This is a genomic window from Streptomyces sp. UF-297 (assembly GCF_058245575.1).
This window is the reverse complement of the sequence record NZ_JBSIBZ010000038.1, coordinates 1-26,321: the sequence shown is the minus strand read 5'-3', so window position 1 is coordinate 26,321 and position 26,321 is coordinate 1. Positions and strand designations below refer to the sequence as shown.

Genomic DNA, 26,321 nt, shown 5'->3' with positions numbered 1-26,321 from the left:
TGCCCGCCTCACCAGTCGATGCGGTAGCCCGTCAGCCAGTCGTCGGCGCCCGCGCCGCCGCGTTCGATGCGCCGGGCCAGCACCGCGTCGCGTACGACTCTGCGCACCGGCCCCGGAGTGATGTGCCGCGCCATCTCGGCGCTGGCCGCGACGACCTTCTCCACCCGCTCCCTGCGCAGTTCCTCGTACGCCGCGAACGCGCGCCGTGTATCGGGCTGGTCGCGCAGGCACTTGGCCAGTACGACACCGTCCTCGATGGCCATCGAGGCGCCCTGGGCGGCGTTGGGGGCGCACGCGTGCGCGGCGTCGCCGATGACGACCATGGTGTCGTTGGACCAGGTCGGGGTGGAGGCGATGTCGAAGGCGTTGGAGCCGATGATGTGCTCGCCGGTGGCCCGGACCAGGTCGGCGGCCATCGTGTTGTCCTCCTCGAAGAGGGTCACGACGCGGTGGCGCCACTGGTCGGGGGTGACGGCGGCCAGCTCCTGCCGGGTCAGCTCGGGCCCGGGGACGTTGGCGAACCACCACACCTCCTTCTCGTCCGGGGCGAGCGTGCACCCGAAGAAGGCCCGCTTTCCGTAGATCATGGTGTAGGTGCCGGGCGCGGGAAGGGACTTGGCGTCCCTGGCATAGCCGCACACGGTGGTCTGACCGGTGTGCCGGGGCCGCGGCGCGGCCGGGTCGATGAGCTTGCGGGTGGCCGAGTGGATGCCGTCCGCGCCGATCAGTACGTCGCCCTCGGCGCGGCTGCCGTCGGCGAAGGAGGCCACGATATGGCCGTAACTGAACCCGTTCGTCACCGTCTCGGCGGCCACGAACCGCTTGCCGTGCCGCACCGGGATACCGCGGCGCACCGCCTCCTCGCGCAACACCCGGTACAGCGTGGCGCGTTGGAGCGTGCGCGGGCCGAGCCCGCCCGCGCCCGTCGAGCCCGCGATGGGGCGCGAGCCCAGGTGCTTGCCCGCGCTGCTGTAGAACTCCACCCGCTCGGCGGGGAAGGAGTTCGCCAGCACCGGCTCATGGGCGCCGATCGCCCGCAGCGCCTCCAGCCCGTTGGCGAAGACCACGAGGAACGCCCCCACCTCGTCCGCGTCCTGCGGATATGCCTCGTAGATCTCCGCGTCGATGCCTGCCTTGTGCAAGGCCATCGCGGCCACCGTGCCCGCGATGCCACCACCGATGATCAAGGCGTTGGTCATGACCCTCCCCAGTCCACTCCAGCCGCCGTTCCCCCACAAGTGCGGCTACCGTCCCCGCACTTGTCCACCTTGGCGCCGGCGGACCAGGACAGCCAGACCGCGTCTGGCCGTAGGCGGCGTACGGCCCGCGCAGGCGTTTTCCAGCCGTAGGGGCGTACGGGCCGCGCAGGCCCTCCGGCGTGCGCGGCCCGTGGGAGCCGGCGGGGTCAGCCCGCGGCGTAGACGTCCTCGACGTAGCGGCCGTTCGCGACCAGCTCGGCGAGCCAGGCCCGGGCGGCCTGCGGGGTGCTGCCGGTGTGCTGGGTGTGCAGGTCGCAGAAGGCGTCCCGCACGCCCGGTGCCATCCGGCTGCCGTCGCCGCACACGTACACCCGTGCCCCGGCCTCCAGCAGCGACCACACCTCGGGGGCCTCGGCGGCGATGCGGTGCTGGACGTAGCGCCTGCCGTCCTGGGGGCGGGCGCTGAAGGCCGGGCGCAGCGCTACGGCTCCGGCGGCCTCGGCGGCGCGCAGCTCGTCCTCGTGCAGGAAGTCGGCGTCGGGGGCGTCGCAGCCGAAGTAGAGGAGCGCGGGGCTCTTCTGACCTGCCGTCAGACGATCGGCGACCGCGCCGCGGAAGGGGGCCAGGCCGGTGCCGGCCGCGACCATGATGAGCGGGGTGGAATCGGCGGGGTCGATCCGGAAGGCCTCCCGGCAGGGCTGGACGCGGGCCAGGACGGTGTCGCCGGGCCGCAGCGCGTGCAGATGGCCGGAGCCGGTGCCGCCCGGCAGCAGGGAGACCATCAGGTCGGCGTGCGCGGGGTCGGTGGCGGGCGAGGAGGAGATGGAGTAGTGGCGGGTGCGCAGCGGCGGCAGCAGCTCCAGGAGGACGGGCCAGGGCAGCGCGCCGCGCAGCGCGGGGTGTGCCTCGATCAGGTCCACGACGGTGCGCGGGTCCTCGCCGGTGAGCGCCTGGAGGGCGGCGCGCTCGGGCGGGCAGGGGTTGTGCGCGGCGAGCAGGGCCGCCTGCTCCGCACTCGGACGGGCGCCCAACTCCAGGTAGTGGGTGAGCAGTTGACGTATGGTCAGCGGTCGGTCCAGCGGGAGGGTGTCGCGGGAGGGCCGGGCCGCGCGGATGTCCAGGACGGCGTCCGGGTCCACGCCGAGGGCGGCGACGGCCCGGTCGACGGCGCCGGGGGCGTTGGCGGGCAGTACGGCCAGGTGGTCGGCGGTGCGGTAGGTGACGCCCTCGGGCAGCGCCAGACGCAGCAGGCGCTTGGGTCGGGCGTGGCCGGGGGCGGTGAGCGGGCGGGCCTCGGTGACGGTCATGGGAGTCAGCGCGTGGCGGGCGGCCAGCGCGTCGCCGGGGCGCCCGGTGACCTCGGTGACGGTGTAGGCGGGTCCGTCCGCCGGGTCCGCGGCGGCGCCGATGCTCGCGGGGTCGCCGTACCGCTCCAGCAGTGCGGCGCCGAGCGCGGCGGTGAACTCCCGTACCGCGCCGTTCAGATCGCCCGATGCGTCCGCCTCGGCGCGCGGCAGGATGCGCTCGCCGCCGAGCGCGGCCAGCCGGTCGTCCAGCAGGGTGGGGACGCGCTGGTAGGTCGCGGCCCAGTTGCGGTCGCCGACGCCCAGCACCGCGTACGGCGCTCCGCTCGCGGCTCCGTCGGCCGCGGTCTCGGTCCAGCGCGCGAAGGCGGCCGCGTCGTCGGTGGGCTGTCCGTTGTAGGAGGCGGCGACGATCACGGTGGGGCGGTCGGCGGGCAGCTTGCCGGCGTACGCGTCCAGCGGCGCCACGGCGCTCTCGCAGCCCAGCTCGGCGGCCCGGTCGGCCAGCCGCTCGGCGACGTCGCGGCAGGTTCCGTAGTTGGAGCCGTGCAGGAGCAGCAGCCCGGTGCCCTGCCGTACCCGGGTGGGCAGGCCGTCGGCGGGGGCGGCCGCGCTCGCGCCGCCGTCCGGGTGCGCGGCGCCGGGCAGCACGGCCAGCGCGGCGCGGTCGGCCGCCCGGTCCTGCGGCGTACGGGGAGCCAGGGTGACCGTGAAGCCGTCCGGCTTGAGGGTGAGGGTCTCCTTGATCCGCAGCCGGTAGTCGGCGTGGTCCACGAAGCGGTAGCGGTGCACCAGCAGCGCGAGCAGCATGGTGGCCTCGTGCAGCGCGAACTGCCGCCCGATGCAGGCGCGTTCGCCCGTGCCGAAGGGCTTGTACGCGTGCGGGGAGCGGGCCGCCTCGGCCTCGGGGGTGAACCGCGCGGGGTCGAACAGCTCGGGGTTGTCGCCCCAGGCCGCGTCGCGGTGCAGCATCGGCGTGAGCACCGTCACCAGCTGGCCGGCGCGCAGCGGGTAGCGGCCGCCGAGCAGGGTGTCGCAGCGCGCCTGGCGGCTGAAGGCGGCCGCCGTCGGCCACAGCCGCAGCGCCTCGTTGAGCACCTGGCGGGTGTAGCGCAGCGTGCCGATGTCCTCGAAGGACGGGTCGGGGTCGGTGGCGTCGCCGAACAGCTCGTCCGCCTCGCGCCGGGCCAGGCGCAGCGCCTCCGGGTCCTTGAGCAGGTGGTACAGCGCGAAGGACAGGGCGCCCGAGGTGGTCTCGTGCCCGGCGATGAGGAAGGTGATGACCTGGTTGCGGATGTTGGCCGGATCCAGCGTCGTACCGTCGGCCGGGTGCTCGGCGCCGAGCATCAGCCCGAGCAGGTCGTCGGTCCCGCGGTCGCCACCCTCGACGGTCCGTGCGCGGATGACCTCGTCCACGACCGAGGCGAGGTAGTCCGCGTCGGCGCGGAACGCCGCGTCCTGTTCCCTGTGGTCGCTGCCCGGGGCGCGGCCCAGGCGCTTCATGCTCCACTCCAGGCAGTGCACCATCGCCTCGACGAAGGGGTGCGCCTCCTCGCGCGCGAAGGACTCGAAGTCGAAGCCGAAGCCCGCCAGCCCGATGGTGTCCAGCGTCATGCGGGTCATGTCGTCGGGCACATCGGCGGGCACCCGGGCCGCGGCCTTGCGGTCCCAGCTGTCCATCACCCGGCGGGCCACCTTCAGCATGACCGGGTGGTACGTGCGCATCGAGCCGAGCGCGAAGGCGGGCATGAGGATGTCGTGCGCCTTGGCCCAGTTCGGCTCGTCGTTGTACGCGGTGAAAAGTCCGTCACCGGCAAACTCGCGCACATTGTCCAGAGCGGGGGCAATGGCCTTGGAGAAGCGCTCCTCGTCGGCGAGTTCGGTGACCAGCTCCAGGGAGCTGACGAAGAGGGCCTCGCGCTCGTGCAGGCGGCGCTTGAAGACCGGGCCGTGCAGCCGGGCCAGTTCCATGGCCTGCTGGAGCGGGGTGTCGCTCAGGCCGCCCGCTGACAGGTCGACGACGGGTATGTCTTCGGTGTGCAGGATCGTGTCCGTCATATGTCCAGCGTGATGGGCCCGGTGCGTACGGCCCGGCCCGCCGACTGCATGATTGTGCAGTGGTTTTTCGCTGCCCCCTCTTGCGGGCGGACCCGAGAAGGAGCAATGGACGGCACGGCCCACGAGCCCGCGGACGCGGAGTCCTGGCGCAACAACTTCCTCACCCTCTTCGACCGGGTGCCGACCCCGATGGCGGTGTGCCGGGCCGACGGCGAGATGTTCATCGCCAACCCCGCCATGGCCACCGAGTGGGGCTCGGCCCCCGGGCAGCTGCGCGGCCGCAACCTGCTGGACCTGTTCCGGCCCCGGGACAAGGCCCAGGTCTACCGCGTGGTGGACGCGGTCCGTACCGGGCGCAGGTCCCGCTACCCCGTCGAGGTGCGCTGGCCCTCCGGCGGCTACGGCCCCGAGCGCATCGGCGAGTTGACCGTCGACCCGGTCGGCGCCCCCTCCCTGACCACTCCCCCGGCCCTGCTGGTCATCCTGAGCACCGTCCAGGCGCCGCCGGACCCACCGCCGCCCCACTCCACGGCCAGCCCCGTGGAGGCCCGCATCCTGGCCCTCGCCGCCTCGGGCGCGACCACCGCCGCCATCGGCAAGCCCCTCGGCCTGACCGTCGACGGCGTCAACTACCACCTCACCCGCCTCGCCCGCCGCTGGCGCGTCCAGGGCCGCACCGCCCTGGTCGCCAAGGCCTTCACCCTCGGCGTCCTGGCCCCCCACACCTGGCCCCCCTCCCCCGCCACACCGCCCCCCGAGTGACCCCGCGCACCACCGCGCGATCCGCCGATCCGCCCGAAACCCCCGCTGTCCGGGGCCAGTTGGGCGAGTAGGGTCGGGCGCCCTTCTTCCGTACGGAGGGTGCTCAGCGATGGCCGACACCGTGAGTCACGCGCAGTACGAGATCTATCAGGGCGGCAGTCCGGAGGCGGAGCGGCTGGTCTTCGAGAAGCTGGCGCGCGAGCTGATGCGGGTGCAGCTGAAGAACCGCAAGAGCGGCGGGACCAGGGACATCCAGCGGGCCTTCCACGCCAAGGCCGCACTCGGGGTGGAGAACGCCCGGCTGCGCTTCCACGACGAGCTGCCGCCGGCCCTCGCCGTGGGCTTCGCCCGGCCGGGAGCCGAATACCCGGCACTGGTGCGGCTGTCCAACGCCGGAGGCACGGCGCAGCCCGACGCACAGCCCGATCTGCGGGGCATCGCGGTGCGCGTGGAGGTCTCCGCCGAGGAGAACCACGACCTGCTGGCCACCAACTTCCCCGTCTCGCACGCCCGTGACGCACGCGAGTTCGTGGCCTTCGCCAAGGCCATGGCGGGCGCCACCACACGGCTGCAGAAGGCGTTCGGGCTGCTGGTGAAGCTGCCGCTGGCGGTGGGCTGGGGCACCGCGGCGCGGATGCGGCGCAACGTTCAGGCCGCGGCCCGGCACGCGGTGGGATCGCTGGCGCGCGAGACGTACTGGAGCCGTGGCGCGATCCTGTGGGGCGAGGCCGGGCCCGTACGCTACCTGCTGCGTCCCGCGCCCGGCGCGGCCCCCTCACCGAGCCCCGACCGGCACGACCCGGACCATCTGCGGCACGAGCTGACCGACCGGCTGGCCGCCGCCGACGTGCGGTTCGAGCTGTGTGTGCAGCGGTTCGTCAACGAGCGGCGCACCCCCGTCGAGGACGGCGCCAGGGACTGGCGGGAGGCGGACACCCCGATCGTGCCGGTGGCACTGCTGACCGTGCCCCGCCAGGACCTGACCACCGCCGAGGCCGTCTCGGCGGCCCGGCGCGTGGAGCAGCTGGCGTTCAACCCCTGGCACACCACCGAGGAGTTCCGCCCGCTCGGCAACCTCAACCGGGCCCGCAAGGCCGCCTACCGGGCCAGTGCCGCACACCGGCTGGGCACCCGCTTCCGTACCGAGGAGCCGGTACGCAACACCCTGCTCGGGACGCCGGTGCGCGCCGGGTTCGGCCTGCTGAACCGGTACGTGCCCTGGCACCGGCTGCCGCTGCGGCTGAGCCTGCTCAACCTGGTCGCGCTGCGCCAGGTCCTGCGCCGCTTCAACCTCATCGACACCGAGATCCCCGAGGCGCCACCGCGGGCCGAGCCGGTGCCCGAGACGGTGGACGAGAAGGCGCGTACGGCCCGTACCTACGACGGCTCCTCCACCGACCTGTCGGCCCCGCACATGGGCGCGGTGGGCTCCGCCTTCGGGCGCAACCTGGCCCCGGTGTACCGGCCCGACCTCTTCGACACCCCCAACCCCGTCACCGTCGCCCGCCACCTGCTGCACCGCACCGCCTTCCAGCCCGCGGCCTCGCTGAACATCCTGGCCGCCGCCTGGATCCAGTTCCAGGTCCACGACTGGGTCAACCACCAGCGCTACCCGCTGGCCGAGCGCTCCGTCGAGGTGCCGCTGCCGCCCGGCGGCAGCTGGCAGAACACCCCCGGCGGCCCCGCCGAGAACGTGATGCGCATCGCCGACAACATCGGCGTCGAACAGCCCGGCCGGCCGCCCCTGCTCTTCACCAACACCACCTCGCCGTGGTGGGACGGCTCCGAAGTCTACGGCGGTGACGAGCGCACCGCGCGCTCCCTGCGCGAACCGGACCGCGCCGAGCTGCGCCTGGAGGAGGGCCACCTGCCGATCGGCTCCAACGGGATACCGCTGACCGGCTTCAACGAGAACTGGTGGCTGGGCCTGAGCGTCATGCACACGCTCTTCGCCCGCGAGCACAACGCCGTGTGCCAGGCGCTGCGCTCGGCGTACCCCTCGATGAGCGAGGACCGCATCCACCACACCGCGCGGCTCGTCGTCAGCGCCCTGATCGCCAAGATCCATACGGTGGAGTGGACCCCCGCGATCCTGGCGACCGAGGCCATCGACATCGGCCTGAAGACCAACTGGCAGGGCCCGCCCAACGAATGGCTCACCAAGCTCGGCCTGTGGCTGGTGGACGCCCACTCCCTCAAGGGCATTCCGCAGACCCTGCCCGACCACCACGACGTGCCCTACTCCCTGACCGAGGACTTCGTCACCGTCTACCGGATGCACCCGCTGATCCCGGACGACTACGAGCTGCGCGAGCACCGCTTCGGCCGGCGCCTGGAGACCCTGGCCTTCAACGACATCCAGGGCACGGCCGCCGAGGCGGTGGCCCGCAAGACGGGCCTGGCCGACACCCTGTACTCCTTCGGCATCGCCCACCCCGGCGCGATCACCCTGCGCAACTACCCGCGCGCGCTGACCCGCTTCGAGCGCGACGGCGAGCTGATCGACCTGTCGGTCGTCGATCTCGTACGCACCCGCCGGCGCGGCGTCCCCCGCTACAACGACTTCCGGGCCGGGCTGCACAAGGGGCGGGTGGAGCGCTTCGAGGACATCACCACCGACCCGGCGACCGTCGCGGCCCTCAAGGACGTCTACCGCGACGTGGACGAGATCGACACCATGGTCGGCCTGTTCGCCGAGAACCCGCCGCGCGGCTTCGGCTTCAGCGACACCGCCTTCCGGGTGTTCATCCTGATGGCCACCCGGCGCATCCAGTCCGACCGCTTCCTGACGGTGGACTTCCGCCCCGAGCTCTACACCCCGCTGGGCATGGACTGGATCGCCAGCAGCGGCATGAACTCCGTCATCCTGCGGCACTGCCCGGAGCTGGCCGCGATGCTGCCGCGCGACGCGAGCGCCTTCGCGCCGTGGCGGCCGGTGCTCCCGGTGCGCGGCACCGGCGCGGACACGTGAGGGACCGCGACCAGCGCACGGCGCACCGGGGGTACTCACCCCCGTAGCGTGCGACCTCCTCCCGGGGCCCGGGCACCCCGGGAGGCCGTCGCCGGCCTCGGAGGACTAATCTCTCCCTCCGTGGAGGACAAAACGCCCGCGCCCTTCGAGCGCGGTACGGACGGCCCGAAGGTGATCGTCGTCGGCATCGACGGCAGCGACTCGTCATGGCGCGCCGCCGCCTACGCGGCGGGCCTGGCCCGCCGCCAGGGCTCCAAGCTGGCCCTGGTCTACATCCAGCCGATGCTGTCGGCCGGCACGGCCCTGGGCGCCCCCGTGGTGGACACCACCACCGAGATCGCCGAGGAGCTGATGGCCGAGATCCGGGCGGCCACCGAACGCCTGGAGGGCACCTACAACGTCCGCTGGGAGTTCCACACCCTGCGCGCCGACCCGTACAACGGCATGGTCCAGATGGCCGACGAACTCACCGCCGACGCAGTAGTGGTCGGCGCCTCAGAATCCGCCGGCCACCGCATCATGGGCTCGGTCGCCGTCCGCCTGGTCAAAGCCGGCCGCTGGCCGGTCACGGTGGTCCCGTAACGCCTCCTCGTCCGCAGCGCGGAGGACGACCCGCCGTAAAACGCATCACCGCAGGTCAAGCCCTTCCGCCATAGGCCGCAGGTGACAAGTCCGCCCTCTCAGCCCTCGACGTCGTCATCCAGCCGGAAACCGACCTTCAGCCCCACCTGGTAATGCCGGACCTGCCCGTCCTCAATATGACCGCGCACCTGCGTGACCTCGAACCAATCCAGATTGCGCAGGGTCTGCGACGCCCGCGCGATGCCGTTACGGATGGCTTCATCCACGCCGGCGTGCGAGGTCCCGACAATCTCGGTCACGCGGTAGGTGTGATTCGACATAGCTGCTCCTCGAGGCAATCAGACAGGCCACACCCCACCACCGTGACCCACCGGCCAGCACCGCGCCAGACGAGCGCAACACACACCCCGACATCCGCTCGAACACTCACGGCGAGCCGGCCCCTCGCGCCCCCACCCTCGGGCCGCACGAACGCCGCAGGACGCTTGTTGCGATCTCCCGGCGACTCCGCCGGGTCCTCCCCATCAGAGATCACCTCCCGCGGGATGCCCACCCGGCCCGCGCCGTCCGTGCCCCTCTCCCCGGCACCGGCAGGACCACTGGCCGTTCCTGAGCCGTCTCGTGTCGCGTGCTCATGGGCGTGAACGCCTATGGCCGCTCCCGTCTGCCATCTCCGACGCGGCAGCGAGGGCGGCACGTTCGACACCTACGCGGACAGCTTCAGCGCCGTGTGGGACGCAGCCCGACCCGTGGAAGGGTGAGCCCGTGGCACGTACCGAGTACTTCGACGACCCGAAGACGAGAATCCCCGTGCGGCCACCCCGGGGTGAAGGACTCCCACCGGCGCACTTGCCGAACCGAGATCGTCAGCGTGAACCCCAGCTCAGCCGCCATGTTCTGGTAGGCGTCGACGAATTCCTCCTGCGTGTGGATGCCCTTCGCCAGACGCGCGTTCACGAACAGCGGGTTCCCCGGCTGACCCGGCATGGCTACCTCCGCCTCAGCTCCGGCCTGGTCCACCCCTCACTCGCACGATGTCCTGGTGCCATGAGAGCGAAGGCCAGAACGTCCACGTACCCGCTGCTTCCTCCTGAGGCGGCTGCCGCTTGGCTGGACGGTGACCGCACACCACCCGGCAGTCGCACCAGGCCTGCCGGACCCAAGCACGCTGCACGCCCAGCAGCTCGACGGCTTCCATCGCGTGCTGTGCGGTTGGCGCCTCCACGCCGACCGGTTGCTCGGCACCGTCAGGTACGACCGCTATGGGCGCGGTTCTGAAGCCATTGACCGCTACGTCTGCGGTCCGTCCTGCGAGGCCGCCGAGGGACTGCGGGCGCGCCGCTGCGAGCCTGTGGGGCCTTCGGAGTCTGGGGCGTGCCGTGGATGAGGCGTCAGGGCGGCTGGGCGTCGTCGTCTTCGGTCACACCGTCAACGGCGAGGTGGGGCGCTGGCAGGTGGGGCTGGAGGGCGGCTTGCGGAGGAGGGGCAAGCGGGGGTGGGGCAAGCGGGGGTGGGGGTTTCGGATTCTCTGGTGGTTTTGGTCCAGCCGGTGTGGCCGCGGAGCATGCGGAAGAGGGCGCGCCAGGCGCAGAGGAAGGAGAGGTAGTTCATGAGGACGAAGGAGTGGCCGAGGAGGAGGGCTCGGGCCGGGCCGACGTCTTTGTCGCGGCGTAGGTAGGTGAAGGAGGTGAGGAGGGCGGGGGCGAAGGTGAGGAGGTACCAGGCCAGGAGGTTGGCCGGCCATTTGAGGCAGGTGGGGTTGAGGGTGGAGGCCGGTCTGCCGCGTAGGACGAGGACGTTGGGGCTGCGGATGAACCAGATGAGGCAGTACTGGAAGAGGAGGGACCAGGGGAGGTCCAGGACCCAGGGGACGAGGAGGTAGGCGAACATCTCCAGGGCGGCGAGGTGGCGCATGCGGGGTGCTCGCCAGATCTCGCCCATGCGGGAGATCGCGGTCATGTGGCCCTGGTACCAACGGGTGCGCTGGCGGATGAGGCGCCGCAGGTCGCTCACTCCCTGCTGGTCCACGGAGGCGTGGGCGGTGGTGCGCAGTCGCCAGCCGCGTACGGCCAGGCTGATGGCCAGGTCCAGGTCCTCGGTCAGGGACTGGGACCAGGGGCATTCGCCCAGGGCGTCCAGGGCCGAGAGGCGGGTGAACTGGCCGTTGCCGCCGAGGCTGACGGTGGAGGTGAGGTTGCGGCCGAACTGGGTGACGGCGGCCATCGCCCAGAACTGGTAGTCCTGGAACCAGGTCAGGAAGTTGCCGCGGCGGTTGCGGATGCGTACGCCCAGCTGTACGCCGCCGACCCGGGCGTCGTCGAAGAGCGGCAGGATGTGCCCCAGCGCCCGGTCCGAGAGCCGGCCGTCGGCGTCCATGACGCAGACGACGGTGTCCGCGGGGTCCTGGCCGCGGGCCGCGACGCGCTCGCGGATCAGTGCGATGCCGTGGTTGAGTGCCTCGCCTTTGCCTTGGCGGGCGTTGGGCAGTTCCCGGCGCAGGACCACCGCCTCTCCCTTGCGGCCTGCCGCCCGTGCCTCCTCCCCCGCCTGCCGGGCGACCTCGCCGGTGGCGTCGTCCGAGCCGTCGTCGATGACCACGACGGTGGTACGGGGGCCCAGCAGGCCGGCGACCGTGGTGCCGATCACCGACTCCTCGTTGAGGCAGGGCAGGAGGACGTAGAGGTGGCGGTCGTCGCGGCGGTCCAGGTGCGGGTTTCCGTACGCGGCGTCGCCCTGTACCCGTAACGCGGCTCTCTGGCGCCGCAGTTCGAGGAGGCCCGCGCCCATGGCGAGGGCGAGATAGCCGGCGGACAGGCCGATGACGGTGCAGCCGATGGCGTCGACGGCCTTGAACAGGGCGCGTTTCACCGGGGGACCTCCTGTTCCTGACGGCTCGTCAGGTTGGGTGCCGTGGAGGCGGTACCAGGGGGGCGAGTGGGGTGCACGGGGCTCAGCGTAGGCGGGCGGGGGTGCGGTGGGTGGGTCTGCGGCGGGCGGGGGGTTCCGGTCTCGGGGGCCGGTGTTGCGTGGTCTCTTCCGGTCAGCCGTCGCTGTATCTCGCGGCCCAGGACGAAGCAGGCGGGGAGCGCGGCCGCGCCGATCGCCGCGATCAGGGCCCCTCGTCCCGGCGCCGGTCCCGCGCCCGTCCGCGCCGCCGCCATGGCGCCGGCCAGCGGCCAGGTGAATCCCATGTACATGGCGCGGCCGTACCTCCGGGCAGGGAAGAGCGCGAATGGTGCGCGGGACCAGGGGCCGACCACTCTCGCCGAGAAACCACCCGCTGGCCAGACCACGCGCGGCGTGAATGCGGCGCTCTCAGGCGGTTTCGCGCCGACCCCAGAGAAAACGGATTTCTTCATTCTCCGAGCGCACCAGGAGATTTCCGCTCGCTTCCTGTGAACGCTACCCGGATCCGGCCATTCACTCCGGGTCCTGGCCATTGCACGCTGTGCACACCCGGAGTTAGCTTCGTCGGCGGGCCGCACTCCCAGGCTTGAGCGACCGGTCCCCCTTTCAACTTCCGCGCCATTGCGCGATCTTTCATTCTGCCGAGCGACGGGCGGTGATCCTGTGCGCCATCCCTTCTTTCGCGATGCCGTCGAGATGAAGGTCAAATTTCCCGTACGGCGGACAGGGGTCATAGCGCGTTGAGCGGCCGACGGCACATCGCGATAATCGTGGGCACCCGCCCCGAAGCCATCAAACTCGCCCCCGTGGTGCAGGAGTTGAAGCGACAGCGCTGGGCGCGGCCGGTGCTGGTGACCACCGGCCAGCACGGCGCGGTGGTACGGGAGACCCTCGCCTGCTTCGGGCTGCGCGCCCAGATCGAGCTGGCCCTGCCACCGGGCGCGCACTCGGTCACCGAACTGACGGCAGGCCTGCTCAGCGGCCTCGACAAGGGGCTGAGCAGCAATGGACACATCATCAAAGGCCAGATCAGCAAAGGGCTGAGCGGCGAAGGGCTGAGTGACCAGGGGTCGAGCGCGCCCGCTGTGCACGCCGTCGTGGTGCAGGGCGACACCTCCTCGGCCCTGGCAGGGGCGATGACCGGGTTCTTCTCCTCACTGCCCGTGGTGCACGTGGAGGCGGGGCTGCGCTCCGGTGACCTGCGCAGCCCGTTCCCCGAGGAGGCGCACCGCCGCATGATCGCCGAGGTGAGCGCACTGCATCTGGCGCCCACCCACGCCGCCCGCCGCAACCTCCTCGCCCAGGGCGTGCCGGCCGAGCGCATCGTGGTGACCGGCAACACGGTGATCGACGCGGTGGTTTCCGCGAGCCGCCGTCCGCCCGCGGATCACGATCCGGCATTCCGTAAAATCGAACAGGATTCCGCTCCGCTGGTTCTGGTGACCGCGCACCGAAGAGAAAACTGGGGAGATCCGATCCGGCGTATCGGGGCGGCGGTGGCGACTCTCAGCCATCAATACTCGGAAGTCAGCTTCGTGGTCGCGGCACATATGAATCCATTGGTCCGTACCGCGATCGAGGATTCCTTGCGCGGCCGCCCCAATGTGCATCTGCCGGGCCCCATTCCGTACGGCACCTTCGCCCGGCTGCTGGCCCGATCCGTACTGGCCATCACGGATTCCGGCGGAATTCAGGAAGAGGCGGCCGCCTTCGGCCTTCCCGTTCTGGTGACCCGTGACAACACCGAGCGCACCGAGGGGATCGATTCCGGCCTCGCCCGACTGGTCGGTACCCAGGAGGCGGAGATCGTGGCGGCGGCGGAAAAGGAACTCGCCCGCGAGGGCGCACTGCTGGGCGATCTGAACCGGCCGTTTCCGCAGCGCAATCCGTACGGCGACGGGCGGGCGGCCCGGCGCTGCGCGGCCGCCTGCGGCTGGCTGCTGGGCCTGGCCCCCAGGCCGTCGGACCTTACCGAGGAGACATGATGACGAGTCCAACTGCGGTGCCGGCCGGCACGATCACCACGGTGGCGGGCACCGGGCGGGCCGAGTCCGGTGGCGACTCCGGACCCGCCACCGACGCCGGTGTCAACCGGCCCTACGGGGTGGCGGTGGACCACTCCGGCAACCTCTACATCGCCGAACGGGCCGGGCACCGGATACGCAAGGTCGCCGCCGACGGCACCGTCACCACCCTCGCCGGCACCGGTGAGGCCGGGTTCTCCGGAGACGGCGGACCGGCCACCACGGCCCGGCTCAACAGCCCCGGGCAGCTCTCCTGGCACAGCTCCGGCGACGTCTACTTCGCGGACACGAACAACCATCGGGTCCGCAGGATCACCCCGGACGGGACCATCCACACCGTGGCAGGCACCGGCCAGGCGGGGTACTCCGGCGACGACGGACCCGCGGTCGAGGCCCAGTTCCACACCCCCGCCGGGGTCTACGTCGACTACGACCGGAACCTGTTCATCGGCGAGTTCGGCGGCGACCGGGTGCGCAAGGTCACCGAGGGCGGGGCCATCCACACCGTGGCCGGCACCGGCCAGGCAGGGTTCTCCAGCGACGACGGAGCCGCCGCCACAGCCCAGCTCTTCAACCCCGAAGGCGTGGTCCGGGACCGCGACGGCAATGTCTACATCGCCGACACCGACAACCACCGGGTGCGCAAGGTCAACCCCATCGGGGTGATCACCACCGTCGCGGGAACGGGGCAGGCCGGGGACGACCCGGACGGCGAGTCCGCCGTCAAGGTCCGGCTCAACAAGCCCACCGCGGTGGCGCTGGACAACGACGGAAACCTCTTCATCGCGGACTTCGGCAACCACCGGGTGCGCAGGCTCTCCCCGGACGGAAGCATCCGTACGGTGGCCGGGAACGGCGTGGGCGGATACGACGCGGACGGCGGCCCGGCCTACGAGACCCGGCTCTACTTCCCCAACGCGCTGGCGGTGGACGGCGCCGGGAACCTCTACATCAGCGACCGGGAGAACCACCGCATCCGCAAAGTGGCCGAGGCGAGCCGGGTGCTGCCGCCGAAACCCGCCGTGGCGGACCTGCGCGGGCTGGCGATATCCCCGTACACGGCCCAGCGCGGCCAGGAGTTCGACCTCGGCGTGACCGTGATCAACGACGGCCCCAACACCGTCAACGGCGAGGACGTGACCGTCGTGGTCACCCTGGCCGACGGCCTGGTGGCCAGCCCCGGCACCGACGAGCGGCGGCTCACCCGCACCTTCCCCGGCGACCGCATCGGTCCGATCTCGCAGGTCTGGCCACCTCGCGCCGGCGCGCTGATGAACGCCATGCGGGAGGTACGGTTCCGCGTCAGCGCTCCCCCGACCACCCCTCCGGGCACCTACGAGTCGACGGTGGAGATCCAGTACGGCGGCGATCTCAACCTCAAGAACAACGTCTTCGCCCTCCCCGTCCAGATCGTGGTGCCGGAGCCGATCGCCGACGAGACGACCCTGGACATCCGGCAGGAGAACGTGCCGGAGGCCGCACCGGGCCGGCGCGCCAAGTTCAATGTCGTCCTCGACTCGGCCACCGGGAAACCGGTCAACCCCGGTGTCATCGACCAGCGTTTCACCGCGCCCACCGGCTTCCGCTTCGCCGGGCATCCGTCCTACGGCTACTACAACACCCTGCACGGTGTGGTCGCCGGGAACCTCGACCACCGCATCGAGGACGCCGGCCGGACGCTGATCGTCACCGACAACCCGCACGTCAACACCACCACCGGCGACACCGGACCGCTCGTCTACACCCTCGGCGTGCAGGCGCTCACCGACGCCCGGCCCGGCGTCCACAGCGACGGCAGCGCCAGCATCGGCAAGCACGCCCCCGTACAGCTCACCGCCAAGGTCACCGGCCCCGCCCAGGACGAGACGCCGCTGCGCTACGTGCAGGAGAGCGTGCCCGAGGCCGCACCGGGCCGGGCCACCACCTTCAACATCGAGATCCGCTCGCTGAACGGCCAGCCGGTCAACCCCGGCACGATCACCCAGCGGTTCACCGCTCCCACCGGCTTCGCCTTCACCGGCGGCGCCTCCTTCGGCTACTACCACGTCCGGCCCTGGGTCACCGGGAACCTCGACACCCGCCTGGAAGACGGCGGGCGGACGCTGATCGTCAGCTCCGCCCCGCACCTCAACACGGGGACCACCGACCGGACCGCGCTGGTCTACACCCTCGCGGTCCGCGCCGTGCCGGATGCCAGGCCCGGTACCTACAGCGACGGACGGGCCGTCATCGGCCGCCTCGCGCCCGTACCGCTCAGTGGCCGCATCAGCTGAACTCACCTGCTGCGCAGCAGAAATGGGGTACCGACAGTGACAACCGCCAGCGCGCCCGTCCCCGACGGCACCATCACCACGGTGGTGGGCACCGGCCGGGCCGACTACCTGCCCGGCATCGGCCAGGCCACCTCCGCCCAGCTCAGGTACCCCTGGGCAGTGACGGCGGACGCACAGGGCAATGTGTACGTCGCCGACAACGAGCACCACACCGTCTACAAGGCGACGCCGAGCGGCGTGCTGACGGTGGTCGCGGGCAATGGCACGGCCGGGTACGGAGGGGACGGCGGGCCGGGGCCCTCCGCCCAGCTCTACCACCCCCTCGGACTCGCGGTGGACGGCCAGGGCAGCCTCTACATCGCCGACCACCGCAACCACCGGGTCCGCAAGGTCTCCCCGAGCGGCATCATCACCACCGTCGCGGGCAACGGCCACGGCGCGTTCACAGGGGAGGGCGGCCAGGCCACTTCCGCCCTGCTGACCTGGCCCACCGACGTCGCCGTGGACGGTGCGGGCAACCTCTACATCGCGGGCAACGACCAGCACCGCGTCTACAAGGTCACCCCGGGCGGTGTCATCACCACGGTCGCGGGCAAGGGCGCCGCGGGCTTCAACGGGGACGGCGGGCCGGCCACCGCCGCCCAGCTCTACCACCCGCGCGCCGTGGCCGTCGACACCGCCGGGAACCTCTACATCGGGGACCAGCTCAACCACCGTATCCGCAAGGTGACTTCGGACGGGACCATCACCACCGTCGCGGGCAACGGAGCCGGCGGCTACACCGGCGAGGGTATCCAGGCCACCTCCGCCCTCCTCGCCCACCCCGTGGGCGTCGCGGTGGACACCGACGGGAATGTGTTCATCGCCGCCAACGACCACCAGCGGATCTACAAGGTCACCCCGGCGGGCGTCCTCACCACGGTCGCGGGCAACGGCGTCGCCGGGTACAGCGGCGACGGCCTCCAGGCCACGAAGGGGCAGGTGTTCCACCCGCTGGGCGTGGCGGTGGACGGCCAGGGCAACCTGTACATCGCCGACACCCACAACCACCGCATCCGCAAGGTCACCGGAGCCGCCAGGGCCGCCGCTCCGACACCCCCCACGGCCGACCTGTACGGCGAGACCGTGCAGCCGCACTCGATCCAGCGGGGCCAGGAGTTCGATCTCGGCGCCCGCATCCGCAGCCGCGGGCCGAACACGGTCGGCGGGCAGGACGTGACCGTGGTGCTCACCCTGGCCGACGGCCTGACCGGCGGTCCCGGCACCACCGGGCGACGCCTCACCCGCACCTTCCCCGGCGCCCAACTCACGCCGCACCAGGGCTCGTTCGACGGTACGTTCCGTATCACCGCGCCGGCGAACACTCCCCCGGGCGTCTACATCTCGACTCTGGAGATCCAGTACGGCGGCGAGCTGAACCTGAAGGACAACGCCGTCAACCTGCCCGTGGTCATCGTCGCGCCGGAGGCGGTGGCGGACGAGACCGCGCTGGACATCCACCAGGAGACGGTGCCCGACGCGGCGCCCGGCCAGGCCACCAAGTTCAATGTCGTCCACTCCTCGCCGACCGGGAAGCCGGTCAACCCGGGCGTCATCACCCAGCGTTACTCGGCGCCTTCCGGCTTCGGGTTCACCGGGCAGCCGACCTACGGCTACTACAGCACCATCCACGGGGTCATCACCGGGAACCTGGACAAGTACCGTATCGAGGACGGCGGCCGGACGCTGATCATCGAGGCCAGCCCGCACGTCAACACCAGCGACAGCGACACCAGCCCGCTGGTGTACACCCTCGGCATCAGGGCCCAGCTGGACGCCGAGCCCGGTCTGCGGACGGACGGCAGCGCCGCCGTCGGCAAGCACGCGCCCGTGCAGATCGCCGCGAAGGTCACCGGCAGCTGGCACGACGAGACGGCGCTGCGGGTCAAGCAGGAGACGGTGCCCGAGGCGAAGCCGGGCGGGACGACGACGTTCAACATCGAGATCCGGTCGCTGAACGACGTGCCCGTCAATCCGGGCACGGTCCTGCAGACGTTCACCGCCCCCACCGGCTTCGTCTTCACCGGCGGCGCCTCCTACGGCTACTACTACGTCAAGCCGCAGGTCACCGGCAATCTGACCACCACCGTCCAGGACGGCGGCCGGACGCTGGTCATCGAGTCGGACCCGCACGTCAACACCGGCGCCACGGACAAGACGCAGCTGCTCTACACCCTCTCGGTACGCGTAGTGCCGGACGCCAAGGCCGGTACGTACGCCGACGGCAAGGCCGCCATCGGGCGGCTCGCCCCCGTACCGCTGACCGGCCACGTCCTCTGACCCACGACTGATCCACGACAGGAGCGGCAATCATGACGACCAGCACCAGTAAAGCGGGCCCGCAGCCCGCGGGCCTGCTCGAAGGCGCGATAGCCACCGTCGCGGGCAACGGCGCGGCCGGATTCATCTCCGACGGCGGGCCGGGCGCGCTGACCAGGCTCCACTACCCCTACGGCGTGGCCGTGGACAAGAACGGCAACCTCTTCGTCGCCGACCGGCACAACCACCGCATCCGCAAGGTGACGCCCAACGGCACCATCACCACCGTCGCGGGCACCGGTGAGGCCGGATACATCTCCGACGGCGGACCCGCGGTCGCCACCCGGCTCCACTACCCCGGCGATGTGACCGTGGACGACGCGGGCAACCTCTATATCGCGGACACCAACAACCACCGGGTCCGCAAGGTCAACACCAACGGCATCATCACCACCGTCGCGGGCGACGGCACCGCCGGATACGTCTCCGACGGCGGACCCGCCATCGCCACCCGCCTCCACACCCCCTGGGGCGTGGCCGTGGACCGCAGCGGAAACCTCTACATCTCGGACCACGGCAACCACCGCGTCCGCAAGGTCACCACGAACGGGAACATCACGACCGTCGCGGGCAACGGCACCGCCGGATACGTCTCCGACGGCGGACCCGCCATCGCCACCCGCCTCCACTACCCGCTGGGAGTGGCGGTGGACGCCGAAGGGAATCTGTACGTCGCCGACCGGCACAACCACCGCATCCGCAAGGTCACCACGAACGGCATCATCACCACCGTCGCGGGCAACGGCACCGCCGGATACGTCTCCGACGGCGGACCCGCCATCGCCACCCGCCTCCACTACCCCTGGGGTCTGGCGCTGGACGAAGCCGGCAGCCTGTACATCGGCGACGGCCACAACCACCGCGTCCGCAAGGTGACGTCGGACGGCAACATCACCACCGTCGCGGGCAACGGCACCGCGGGCTACGTCGACGACGGCGGACCCGCCGCCGGCACCCGCCTCTTCTACCCCTCAGGGCTGGCCCTGGACCGGGCCGGCAACCTCTACATCGGCGACGCGAACAACCACCGCGTCCGCGGCGTCACCTCCGTCGCCCAGATGACCCCGCCGCCCCCGCCCACCGCCGACCTGTACGGCGAGGTGATCAGCCCGTACCGGGTCCAGCGCGGCCAGGAGTTCGACCTCGGCGCCCGCATCCGCAGCCGCGGCCCCAACCCCGCCGACGGCAAGTCGGTGACCGTGGTGCTGACGCTGGCCGACGGTCTGGTCGGCGGGCCCGGCAGCACGGGCCGGCGGCTCACCCGTACCTTCACCGGTCAGCAGCTGATGCCCCACGCGGGCACCCTGGACGGGGTGTTCCGCATCAGCGCGCCGGAGAGCACCCCGCCGGGCACCTACACCTCCACGCTGGAGATCCAGTACGGCGGCGACCTCAGCCTGAGCGACAACACCTACACGCTGCCCGTCACGGTCGTCGTGCCCGCCTCCGTAGCGGACGAGACGGCGCTGACGATCTTCCAGGACACGGTTCCCGAGGTCGCGCCGGGCCAGTACACCGCCTTCAACGTGAAGTTCACCGCGCCCACCGGGCAGCCGGTCAACCCCGGCACGATCAACCAGCGCTTCACCGCCCCGAGCGGCTTCGTCTTCTCGGGTCAGCCCACCTACGCGTACTACCAGACCATCCACGGCGTCATCACCGGGAACGTCACCCACCGCATCGAGGACAGCGGCCGGACCCTGCTCATCACGGCCAACCCGCACCTCAACACCACCACCAGCGACACCGGTTCGCTGATCTACACCATTCCGGTGCAGGCCCGGACCAGCGCCATCCCCGGGCAGTACGACAACGGCTCGGCCAGCGTCGGCCGGCACACCCCCGTCCAGCTCACCGGCAAGATCATCGGCAGTGCGCAGAACGAGACCGCGCTGCGCATCGTGCAGGAGTCGGTGCCCGACGCGGCGCCGGGCCAGAGCACCACGTTCAACCTGGAGATCCGCTCGCTGAACAACCAGCCGGTCAACCCCGGCACGATCGAGCAGCGCTTCACCGCGCCCACCGGCTTCGCGTTCACCGGCGGCGCCTCGTACGGCTACTACTTCACCTCGCCGTACGTGACGGGGAACCTGGACGCCCGGCTGGAGGACGGCGGCAAGACCCTGGTCGTCACCTCCAACCCGCATCTGAACACCGGGACCACCGACAAGACCGCCCTGATCTACACCCTCGGCATCCGGGCGCTGCCCGACGCCCAGTCCGGCACCCAGTCGGACGACGGGCAGGCCGCCATCGGCCGCCTCACGCCCATCCCGCTGACCGCACGGGTGCTGTGACCGCACCCCGCACGGCCGCCCGGGCCCGCGCCGGGTGACCCGAACGGCTCCCGCTCCGGCCCTGATGCGCATCGGGCCGGAGCGGTGACCGTCCCGGCTCCTCTTCCCTCAGAGGAAGTTGACGCCCTGAGCCAGCGGGAGTTCGTCGGAGTAATTGACGGTGTTGGTGGCGCGGCGCATATAGGCCCGCCAGGCGTCGGAGCCGGATTCGCGGCCGCCGCCGGTCTCCTTCTCGCCTCCGAAGGCGCCGCCGATCTCGGCTCCGGAGGTGCCGATGTTGACGTTGGCGATGCCGCAGTCGGAGCCGTCGGCGGCCAGGAAGCGCTCGGCTTCGCGCTGGTCGCGGGTGAAGACGGCGGAGGACAGGCCCTGGGGGACGTCGTTGTGCAGGGCCACGGCCTCCTCGAAGGTGCGGTAGGTCAGGATGTGCAGGAGCGGGGCGAAGGTCTCCTGGCGGACGATCGCGCTCTGGGCGGGCATGCGGACCAGGGCGGGGCGTACGTAGTAGGCGTCCGGGGCCCGGTCGGCGAGCAGGCGGTCGCCGCCGTACAGCACCGTGCCGCCGTCGGCGCGCGCCTTGGCGAGGGCGTCGGACAAGGTGGCGTGGGCCGCCTCATGGATCAGCGGGCCGACCAGTGTGTCCGGGCGGAAGGGGTCTCCTACCGTCAATTGGCCGTATACGTGGGCCAGTTGTGCGGCGACGTCGTCGGCGACGGACTCGTGGACGATCAGGCGGCGCAGGGTCGTACAGCGCTGGCCCGCCGTGCCCGCGGCGGAGAAGACGACGCCGCGTACGGCGAGTTCGAGGTCGGCGGACGGGGTGACGACGGCGGCGTTGTTGCCGCCCAGTTCGAGCAGACAGCGGCCGAAGCGGGCCGCCACCCGCGGGGCGACCTCGCGCCCCATGCGGACCGAGCCGGTGGCGCTGACCAGGGCGATGCGGGGGTCGTCGGCGAGCAGCTCGCCGGTTTCGCGGTGCCCCAGGAGCAGGCGGTGTACGGCCTCGGGCGCGCCGGTGTCGGCGATGGCGCGGCCCAGGAGCGCGTGGCAGGCCAAGGCGGTGAGCGGGGTGAGCTCGGAGGGTTTCCACACGACCGGGTCGCCGCACACCAGGGCTATCGCGGTGTTCCAGGACCACACCGCCACGGGGAAGTTGAAGGCGGAGATCACGCCGACCACGCCGAGCGGGTGCCAGGTCTCGGACAGCCGGTGGCCGGGGCGCTCACTGGCCATGGTGCGCCCGTACAGCTGCCGGGAGAGCCCGACCGCGAAGTCACAGACGTCGATCATCTCCTGGACCTCGCCGAGCGCCTCGGAGCGGATCTTCCCGGCCTCGATGGTGATCAGGTCGGCCAGGTCCTCCTTGTGCTCGGTCAGCAGCGTGCCCAGCCGCTTCACCAGCTCGCCGCGACGGGGCGCGGGGGCGGTGCGCCAGCGCTTGAACGCGTCGTGCGCGGCGGCGATGGCGGCGTCCGTCTCCCGCGCGGTGGCGGCGGGAAGCCGCCACAGCTCGCCGCCGGTTATGGGTGTACGGGCTGTCACCTCACCCTCGGAACCGCGCAGTTGACTGTCCGGCACGCCGCAGCGCCGCAATCCCGTGACGGCGCGGTCGCGGAGTTCGCCGGTCGCAGGAAGGTGCGGCAGGCCGGCCGTGCTCGGTTCCTCCGCCGACATCGTTCCCTTGGCGGTCTTCGGTCCGTCGGTCATCGTGAAGTTCCTTTCCTGCCGGTTCTGCGGGCAGATAGGGCGACCTCGTCGATCGGTGGGAATTCGCTTCTCTGGCCGGTGCACCTGCCTCTCACCACCATGCAGGTCAGCGACTTGTACTCGTTCCCCCAGCAGGAGCCGTGCCGAGGTCCGCTGCCGTGCGTTCCGGTCCGTTCGCGCGCAGCCGCCAAGCCAGCCCCGCCGCATGTCATGCCGCCAGCGTGCATTCCCTCACCGGCTGCCGCCCAACCCGTACCTGTACAGCGACGGCGATATACAGTTCCGGGTCGGCCCGAACCCTGCCGAGAACTTCTCGCATACGCCCCGGAAGCCGAAACGGCCCGCCGGAGAATCCGACGGGCCGTCAGCGCGGGAAGCCGCAATGCCCGGAACGGGGAGAGCGCTTCGGGTCAGCCCGTTACGGTACCGGCCGGGTCCTTCGCCTGCCGCACGGAGTCATCCGCAAGGTCGGAGGCGTGATCCGCGGCCCACTGTGCCAGCGTGCGGCCCGGCCTGCCCAGGACTCGTTCGACATCGGGCCGCACCTCGGGCGGCTCTTCCGCGTACTCGGCCTGATACCCCATCAGGTATTCGGCGATGTCCCACGGCATTCCGGCCGTGATGTACGCGGCGCGGGCCTGGCCGTACGTCAACGGCTCGAAGCGCAGCGGCCTGCCCAGGCCCTGGGCGATCGCCGCGGCCTGCTCCCGGTACGTGAGCTGCTGCGGCCCGCTCAGCGAGTAAGCCTGCCCGGCGTGGCCGTCCGAAAGGAGCGCGGCAGCGGCCACTTCGGCGATGTCCGCCTCATGGACGGGGACGCCGCGCGCGTCGGGGAAGGCGCTGCGCACCGTGCTCTCCGCGCGGATCGACGCGCCCCACATGTCCAGCCTGTTACTGGCGAATTCGCCCGGCCGGATGTGCGTCCATTCCAGACCCGAGGCTTCGATGACCTCCTCGACGTCGCGCAGCATTTCGTAGCTGCCCGGCCGCCGCACGGTGACGGCGAGGCCGGAGAGGTCGACGATGCGCCTGACCCCCGCACCCGCGGCGAGCTCCACGAAGGCGCGGGCCTGTGGTATCGCGTGCTCCGGGTCGAGCGCTCCGGACAGGAAATAGACGCCCTCCACTCCCTCAAGTGCCTCCGGGACTCCGGTGAGTTCGGTGAGACTTCCCTCCACCACCTCGACGGCATCGGGAAGCTGAGCTGTTGCCGGATTCCTGGTCAGGGCCCGCACTCGCGGTCCGGCCCCGAGCAGCCGGTCGACCAGGACACGGCCGGTCGTCCCCGTCGCGCCCGTGACAAGAATGGTCATGAATTCCCCTTCGTGATGAGTGCCGAACTCGTCGGCGGGCGGCCGACGATAGGGCCGCGCGGCTCTGGCGCGCACATCTCGTTTGGTGGATCGGCCGGTGGATCGGCAGGGCGCCCGTCGCGGTGCGTTCACGGCTGCGTACGATCAGGAGAATGGAGGCACTCGCTCAGCGCCTGGTCCCCGACGAGATGTGGGCGGCGGCTCGTCCGCTGCTGCCCGCCCTGCCGCCACGACCCCAGGGCGGCGGCAGGGCGGCGACCGACGCGCGCAAGGTCATGGCCGCCGTCGTCTACGTGGTCACCAGCGGCTGCGCGTGGCAGCAGCTGCCCTCCTCGTTCGGGGTCAGCGTGCCTACGGCCCACCGCTGGTTCACCCGCTGGAGCAATGCGCATCTGTGGCAGGACCTGAGCGAGGCGACAACATCCCACACCCCGGAGCTCGCCGCCTGGACCAGGACGATCCACGAGTGTGCGGCACGCCGCCGCTACCGCTGAGAAGCTCACCAAACGAGACATGGCACTTCTTTTGGCGCCCGCCCATCACGGGCGGACCAGCTCGCAGCGCCTGCGCGCCGGAACCACCTGTCCCGGCGCAGAACGGTCACGGCCCGCCGCCGCCCCGGCAGGGGGCGGTAGCCCTCACCAACTCTAGGTAATTTCAGGCCATTTCAGGCCGTACGGTCCCGCTATGAACTCCCATTCCACGCCGGCGGTACTGACCGCCCGCCACATCGCCCTGTCGTTCGTGGCCGCCGTATCGGCGGTGGGGATCACCGCGCCCCTCGCCGCGGCCGAGCCCCTCGCCGCGCCCGCCGGAGCGGGCCAGCACGCGCCGCAGGCACCGCTTGCCGCGCACGGCATCCCGTTCACCGACGCCGCGGTGACCCAGCGGAAGGACGGCTCGTTCACCGTGTCCTGGAAGGCGCCCGGCGTCGGTGCGGTGACCGTCTACGCCGGTGACAAGGCCGTGGCGTACGGCGGGGCCGAGGCCACCGTCACCGTACGCGGGCTGCCCGCAGCCGACCGCCAGTGGTTCCGTATCGTCCCCGACCGCGGCGACCCGCTCACCCTCGCCGACCGCTCCCTGCACTTGGAGGGCGCCGTCAACTTCCGCGACGCGGGCGGCTATCGCACCGCCGACGGCCGGTGGGTGAAGATGGGCGTGCTGTACCGCACCAACAACCTGCACGCGCTCACCGACGCCGACCTGGCCAAGCTCCAGCGCCTGGGCATCCGTACCGATGTCGATCTGCGCACGCCGAGCCAGCGCGCCAAGGCCCCGGACCGCGTGCCCGCGGGCGCGCGCTACGTCGTCGCCGATGTCCTCGGCGGCGACGTCAAGGAAGAGTTGCCCCCCACGGCCGAGGCGTCCGAGCAGATGATGGACGGCGCCTACCGGTGGTACGTCTCCAAGCCCTCCGCGATCGACGCCTACCGTTCGCTGTTCAGCCTGGCCAACGACCCCGGCTCCCACCCGCTGGCCTACCACTGCGAGGGCGGCAAGGACCGTACGGGCTGGGCCACCGCCGCCCTGCTCACGGCCCTGGGCGTGGACCGCGACACGGTCATGCGGGACTACCTGGCCAGCAACGACTACCTCGCCGAGCAGAACGCCGCCACCCTCGCCGCGCAGACGCCGGAGGTGGCCGCCCGCCTCAAGCCCGTCCTGGACGTCAGGGCCGCGTACCTGAACGCGGCCTTCGACGAGGTCAAGACCCGCTTCGGCACCTTCGACGCCTACCTGCGGGACGGGCTGGGCCTGAACAAGCAGTACCTGGAGCGGCTGCGGGAGGTGCTGCTCACCGACTGAACGGCAGCTTGACAGCACGAAGAAGCGCCCCCCTCCCGGCAGTCGGGAGAGGGGCGCTGTGTTTCTGCCGCGTGGCGGCTCGTGTCTCAGGTCAGGACAGGCCGAGTTCGTTGTCGAGAAGGTCGAAGACCTCGTCGTCGGAGGCGGACTCGAAGTCGAAGTCCTTGTCGGACGGGGAGCCGTCGCGCTCGGTGGCCACCGCCGTGTCCCGCAGGGCGTTCCACTTCGACGCGAGGACCTCCAGACGGCCGGCTATCTGTTCGTGGGTCTCCTTCGTGATGTCGAGTCCGCCGAAGGCCTTCTCCAGCCTTTCGAGTTCGCCCAGGAGTGCCTCCGGGCCGGAGGACGGCTCGGGGGCGATCCGGGCATGGAGGTGGTCGACGAGTTCCGCCGGCGTCGGGTAGTCGAAGAGCAGGGTCGCCGGCAGGCGGATTCCGGTGAGGGCGCTCAGACGGTTACGGAGTTCGACCGCGGTGAGCGAGTCGAAACCGAGGTCCAGGAAGGCGCGGTCCTGGTCGATCTCCGTGGCCCCGGAGTGTCCGAGGACCGCCGCGACCTGGCCGCGTACGGCGTCCAGGACGACCTCGCGCCCCTCCGCCGCCGACAGGCCGGTCAGGCGCTGAGCGAAGGCGGCCTGGGCATTGCCGTCCGCCGCGGCTGCCGCCGTGCGCCGACCCGGGGTACGGATCAGGCCGCGCAGCAGCGGCTGCGGCTCGCCCTGGGCCCGCAGCGTCGCCAGGTCCAGGCGGACCGGCAG

General features: G+C 71.5%; 16 protein-coding genes. 9 read left to right on the top strand and 7 right to left on the bottom strand.

The genetic code is table 11. The features are described 5' to 3' along the window. Positions 1-8 precede the first annotated feature (8 nt). Together AC4IJH_RS21870 and AC4IJH_RS21865 are read right to left on the bottom strand one after the other, a co-directional pair. On the bottom strand, positions 9-1,199 hold the full coding sequence (locus tag AC4IJH_RS21870; protein WP_490853495.1) for an FAD-dependent monooxygenase: 1,191 nt from the start codon (positions 1,197-1,199) through the stop codon (positions 9-11). 206 nt (positions 1,200-1,405) lie between these two features. Further along, positions 1,406-4,561 (bottom strand): cytochrome P450, encoded by a 3,156-nt coding sequence (locus AC4IJH_RS21865; protein ID WP_490853494.1) that lies wholly within the window; start codon positions 4,559-4,561, stop codon positions 1,406-1,408. 105 nt (positions 4,562-4,666) lie between these two features. On the opposite strand from AC4IJH_RS21865, the gene AC4IJH_RS21860 reads away from it, so the two are divergent. The 3 genes from AC4IJH_RS21860 (at position 4,667) to AC4IJH_RS21850 (ending at position 8,876) form a co-directional block, all read left to right on the top strand. Then, positions 4,667-5,323 carry a helix-turn-helix transcriptional regulator gene (locus tag AC4IJH_RS21860; RefSeq protein ID WP_490853493.1) on the top strand — a complete coding sequence of 219 codons (657 nt, stop codon included), beginning with the start codon at positions 4,667-4,669 and terminating at the stop codon, positions 5,321-5,323. A gap of 109 nt (positions 5,324-5,432) precedes the next feature. Next, entirely contained in the window at positions 5,433-8,294 is a 2,862-nt protein-coding gene (locus AC4IJH_RS21855; RefSeq protein WP_490853492.1) for a peroxidase family protein, read from the top strand. Between the two features lie 120 nt (positions 8,295-8,414). After that, positions 8,415-8,876, top strand: a complete 462-nt coding sequence (locus AC4IJH_RS21850) for a universal stress protein (RefSeq protein WP_490853491.1) — start codon at positions 8,415-8,417, stop codon at positions 8,874-8,876. Positions 8,877-8,974: 98 nt separating this feature from the next. On the opposite strand, the gene AC4IJH_RS21845 is transcribed toward AC4IJH_RS21850, so the two are convergent. Both AC4IJH_RS21845 and AC4IJH_RS21840 read right to left on the bottom strand, forming a co-directional pair. Further along, positions 8,975-9,196, bottom strand: a complete 222-nt coding sequence (locus AC4IJH_RS21845; RefSeq protein WP_490853490.1) for a dodecin — start codon at positions 9,194-9,196, stop codon at positions 8,975-8,977. 1,108 nt (positions 9,197-10,304) lie between these two features. Further along, on the bottom strand, positions 10,305-11,744 hold the full coding sequence (locus AC4IJH_RS21840; RefSeq protein ID WP_490853489.1) for a glycosyltransferase: 1,440 nt from the start codon (positions 11,742-11,744) through the stop codon (positions 10,305-10,307). A gap of 779 nt (positions 11,745-12,523) precedes the next feature. On the opposite strand from AC4IJH_RS21840, the gene wecB reads away from it, so the two are divergent. From wecB to AC4IJH_RS21820, 4 genes are read left to right on the top strand one after another with little or no spacing between them, the layout of a single operon-like run. Beyond that, positions 12,524-13,768, top strand: a complete 1,245-nt coding sequence (gene wecB, locus AC4IJH_RS21835; RefSeq protein WP_490853488.1) for a non-hydrolyzing UDP-N-acetylglucosamine 2-epimerase — start codon at positions 12,524-12,526, stop codon at positions 13,766-13,768. Continuing rightward, positions 13,768-16,080, top strand: a complete 2,313-nt coding sequence (locus tag AC4IJH_RS21830; protein ID WP_490853487.1) for an NHL repeat-containing protein — start codon at positions 13,768-13,770, stop codon at positions 16,078-16,080. The genes wecB and AC4IJH_RS21830 overlap by 1 nt, the downstream gene beginning before the upstream one ends. A 36-nt stretch (positions 16,081-16,116) precedes the next feature. Then, complete coding sequence (locus AC4IJH_RS21825; protein WP_490853486.1) at positions 16,117-18,399, top strand: NHL repeat-containing protein; 2,283 nt, start codon at positions 16,117-16,119, stop codon at positions 18,397-18,399. Between the two features lie 32 nt (positions 18,400-18,431). After that, complete coding sequence (locus AC4IJH_RS21820) at positions 18,432-20,735, top strand: NHL repeat-containing protein (RefSeq protein WP_490853485.1); 2,304 nt, start codon at positions 18,432-18,434, stop codon at positions 20,733-20,735. 108 nt (positions 20,736-20,843) lie between these two features. Here AC4IJH_RS21820 and amaB read toward each other — a convergent pair whose 3' ends face one another. Both amaB and AC4IJH_RS21810 read right to left on the bottom strand, forming a co-directional pair. Next, a complete protein-coding gene (gene amaB, locus AC4IJH_RS21815) occupies positions 20,844-22,409 on the bottom strand; it encodes an L-piperidine-6-carboxylate dehydrogenase (protein WP_490853538.1) in 1,566 nt (521 codons plus the stop codon). Positions 22,410-22,852: 443 nt separating this feature from the next. Further along, positions 22,853-23,755 (bottom strand): NAD(P)H-binding protein, encoded by a 903-nt coding sequence (locus AC4IJH_RS21810; RefSeq protein ID WP_490853484.1) that lies wholly within the window; start codon positions 23,753-23,755, stop codon positions 22,853-22,855. Between the two features lie 152 nt (positions 23,756-23,907). Between AC4IJH_RS21810 and AC4IJH_RS21805 the strand changes: the two genes are divergently transcribed. Together AC4IJH_RS21805 and AC4IJH_RS21800 are read left to right on the top strand one after the other, a co-directional pair. After that, complete coding sequence (locus AC4IJH_RS21805) at positions 23,908-24,249, top strand: transposase (protein WP_490853483.1); 342 nt, start codon at positions 23,908-23,910, stop codon at positions 24,247-24,249. A gap of 193 nt (positions 24,250-24,442) precedes the next feature. After that, positions 24,443-25,564 (top strand): tyrosine-protein phosphatase, encoded by a 1,122-nt coding sequence (locus AC4IJH_RS21800; protein ID WP_490853482.1) that lies wholly within the window; start codon positions 24,443-24,445, stop codon positions 25,562-25,564. 91 nt (positions 25,565-25,655) lie between these two features. On the opposite strand, the gene AC4IJH_RS21795 is transcribed toward AC4IJH_RS21800, so the two are convergent. After that, on the bottom strand, positions 25,656-26,321 hold a 666-nt coding region (locus AC4IJH_RS21795; protein ID WP_490853481.1), incomplete at its 5' end, for an acyl carrier protein.

Coding starts and splice junctions, on each gene's coding strand:
- AC4IJH_RS21870 (WP_490853495.1), bottom strand. CDS start 1,199: ATGACCAACGCCTTGATCATCGGTGGTGGCATCGCGGGCACGGTGGCC.
- AC4IJH_RS21805 (WP_490853483.1), top strand. CDS start 23,908: ATGGAGGCACTCGCTCAGCGCCTGGTCCCCGACGAGATGTGGGCGGCG.
- AC4IJH_RS21865 (WP_490853494.1), bottom strand. CDS start 4,561: ATGACGGACACGATCCTGCACACCGAAGACATACCCGTCGTCGACCTG.
- AC4IJH_RS21845 (WP_490853490.1), bottom strand. CDS start 9,196: ATGTCGAATCACACCTACCGCGTGACCGAGATTGTCGGGACCTCGCAC.
- AC4IJH_RS21855 (WP_490853492.1), top strand. CDS start 5,433: ATGGCCGACACCGTGAGTCACGCGCAGTACGAGATCTATCAGGGCGGC.
- AC4IJH_RS21810 (WP_490853484.1), bottom strand. CDS start 23,755: ATGACCATTCTTGTCACGGGCGCGACGGGGACGACCGGCCGTGTCCTG.
- AC4IJH_RS21830 (WP_490853487.1), top strand. CDS start 13,768: ATGACGAGTCCAACTGCGGTGCCGGCCGGCACGATCACCACGGTGGCG.
- amaB (WP_490853538.1), bottom strand. CDS start 22,409: ATGTCGGCGGAGGAACCGAGCACGGCCGGCCTGCCGCACCTTCCTGCG.
- AC4IJH_RS21860 (WP_490853493.1), top strand. CDS start 4,667: ATGGACGGCACGGCCCACGAGCCCGCGGACGCGGAGTCCTGGCGCAAC.
- AC4IJH_RS21820 (WP_490853485.1), top strand. CDS start 18,432: ATGACGACCAGCACCAGTAAAGCGGGCCCGCAGCCCGCGGGCCTGCTC.
- AC4IJH_RS21800 (WP_490853482.1), top strand. CDS start 24,443: ATGAACTCCCATTCCACGCCGGCGGTACTGACCGCCCGCCACATCGCC.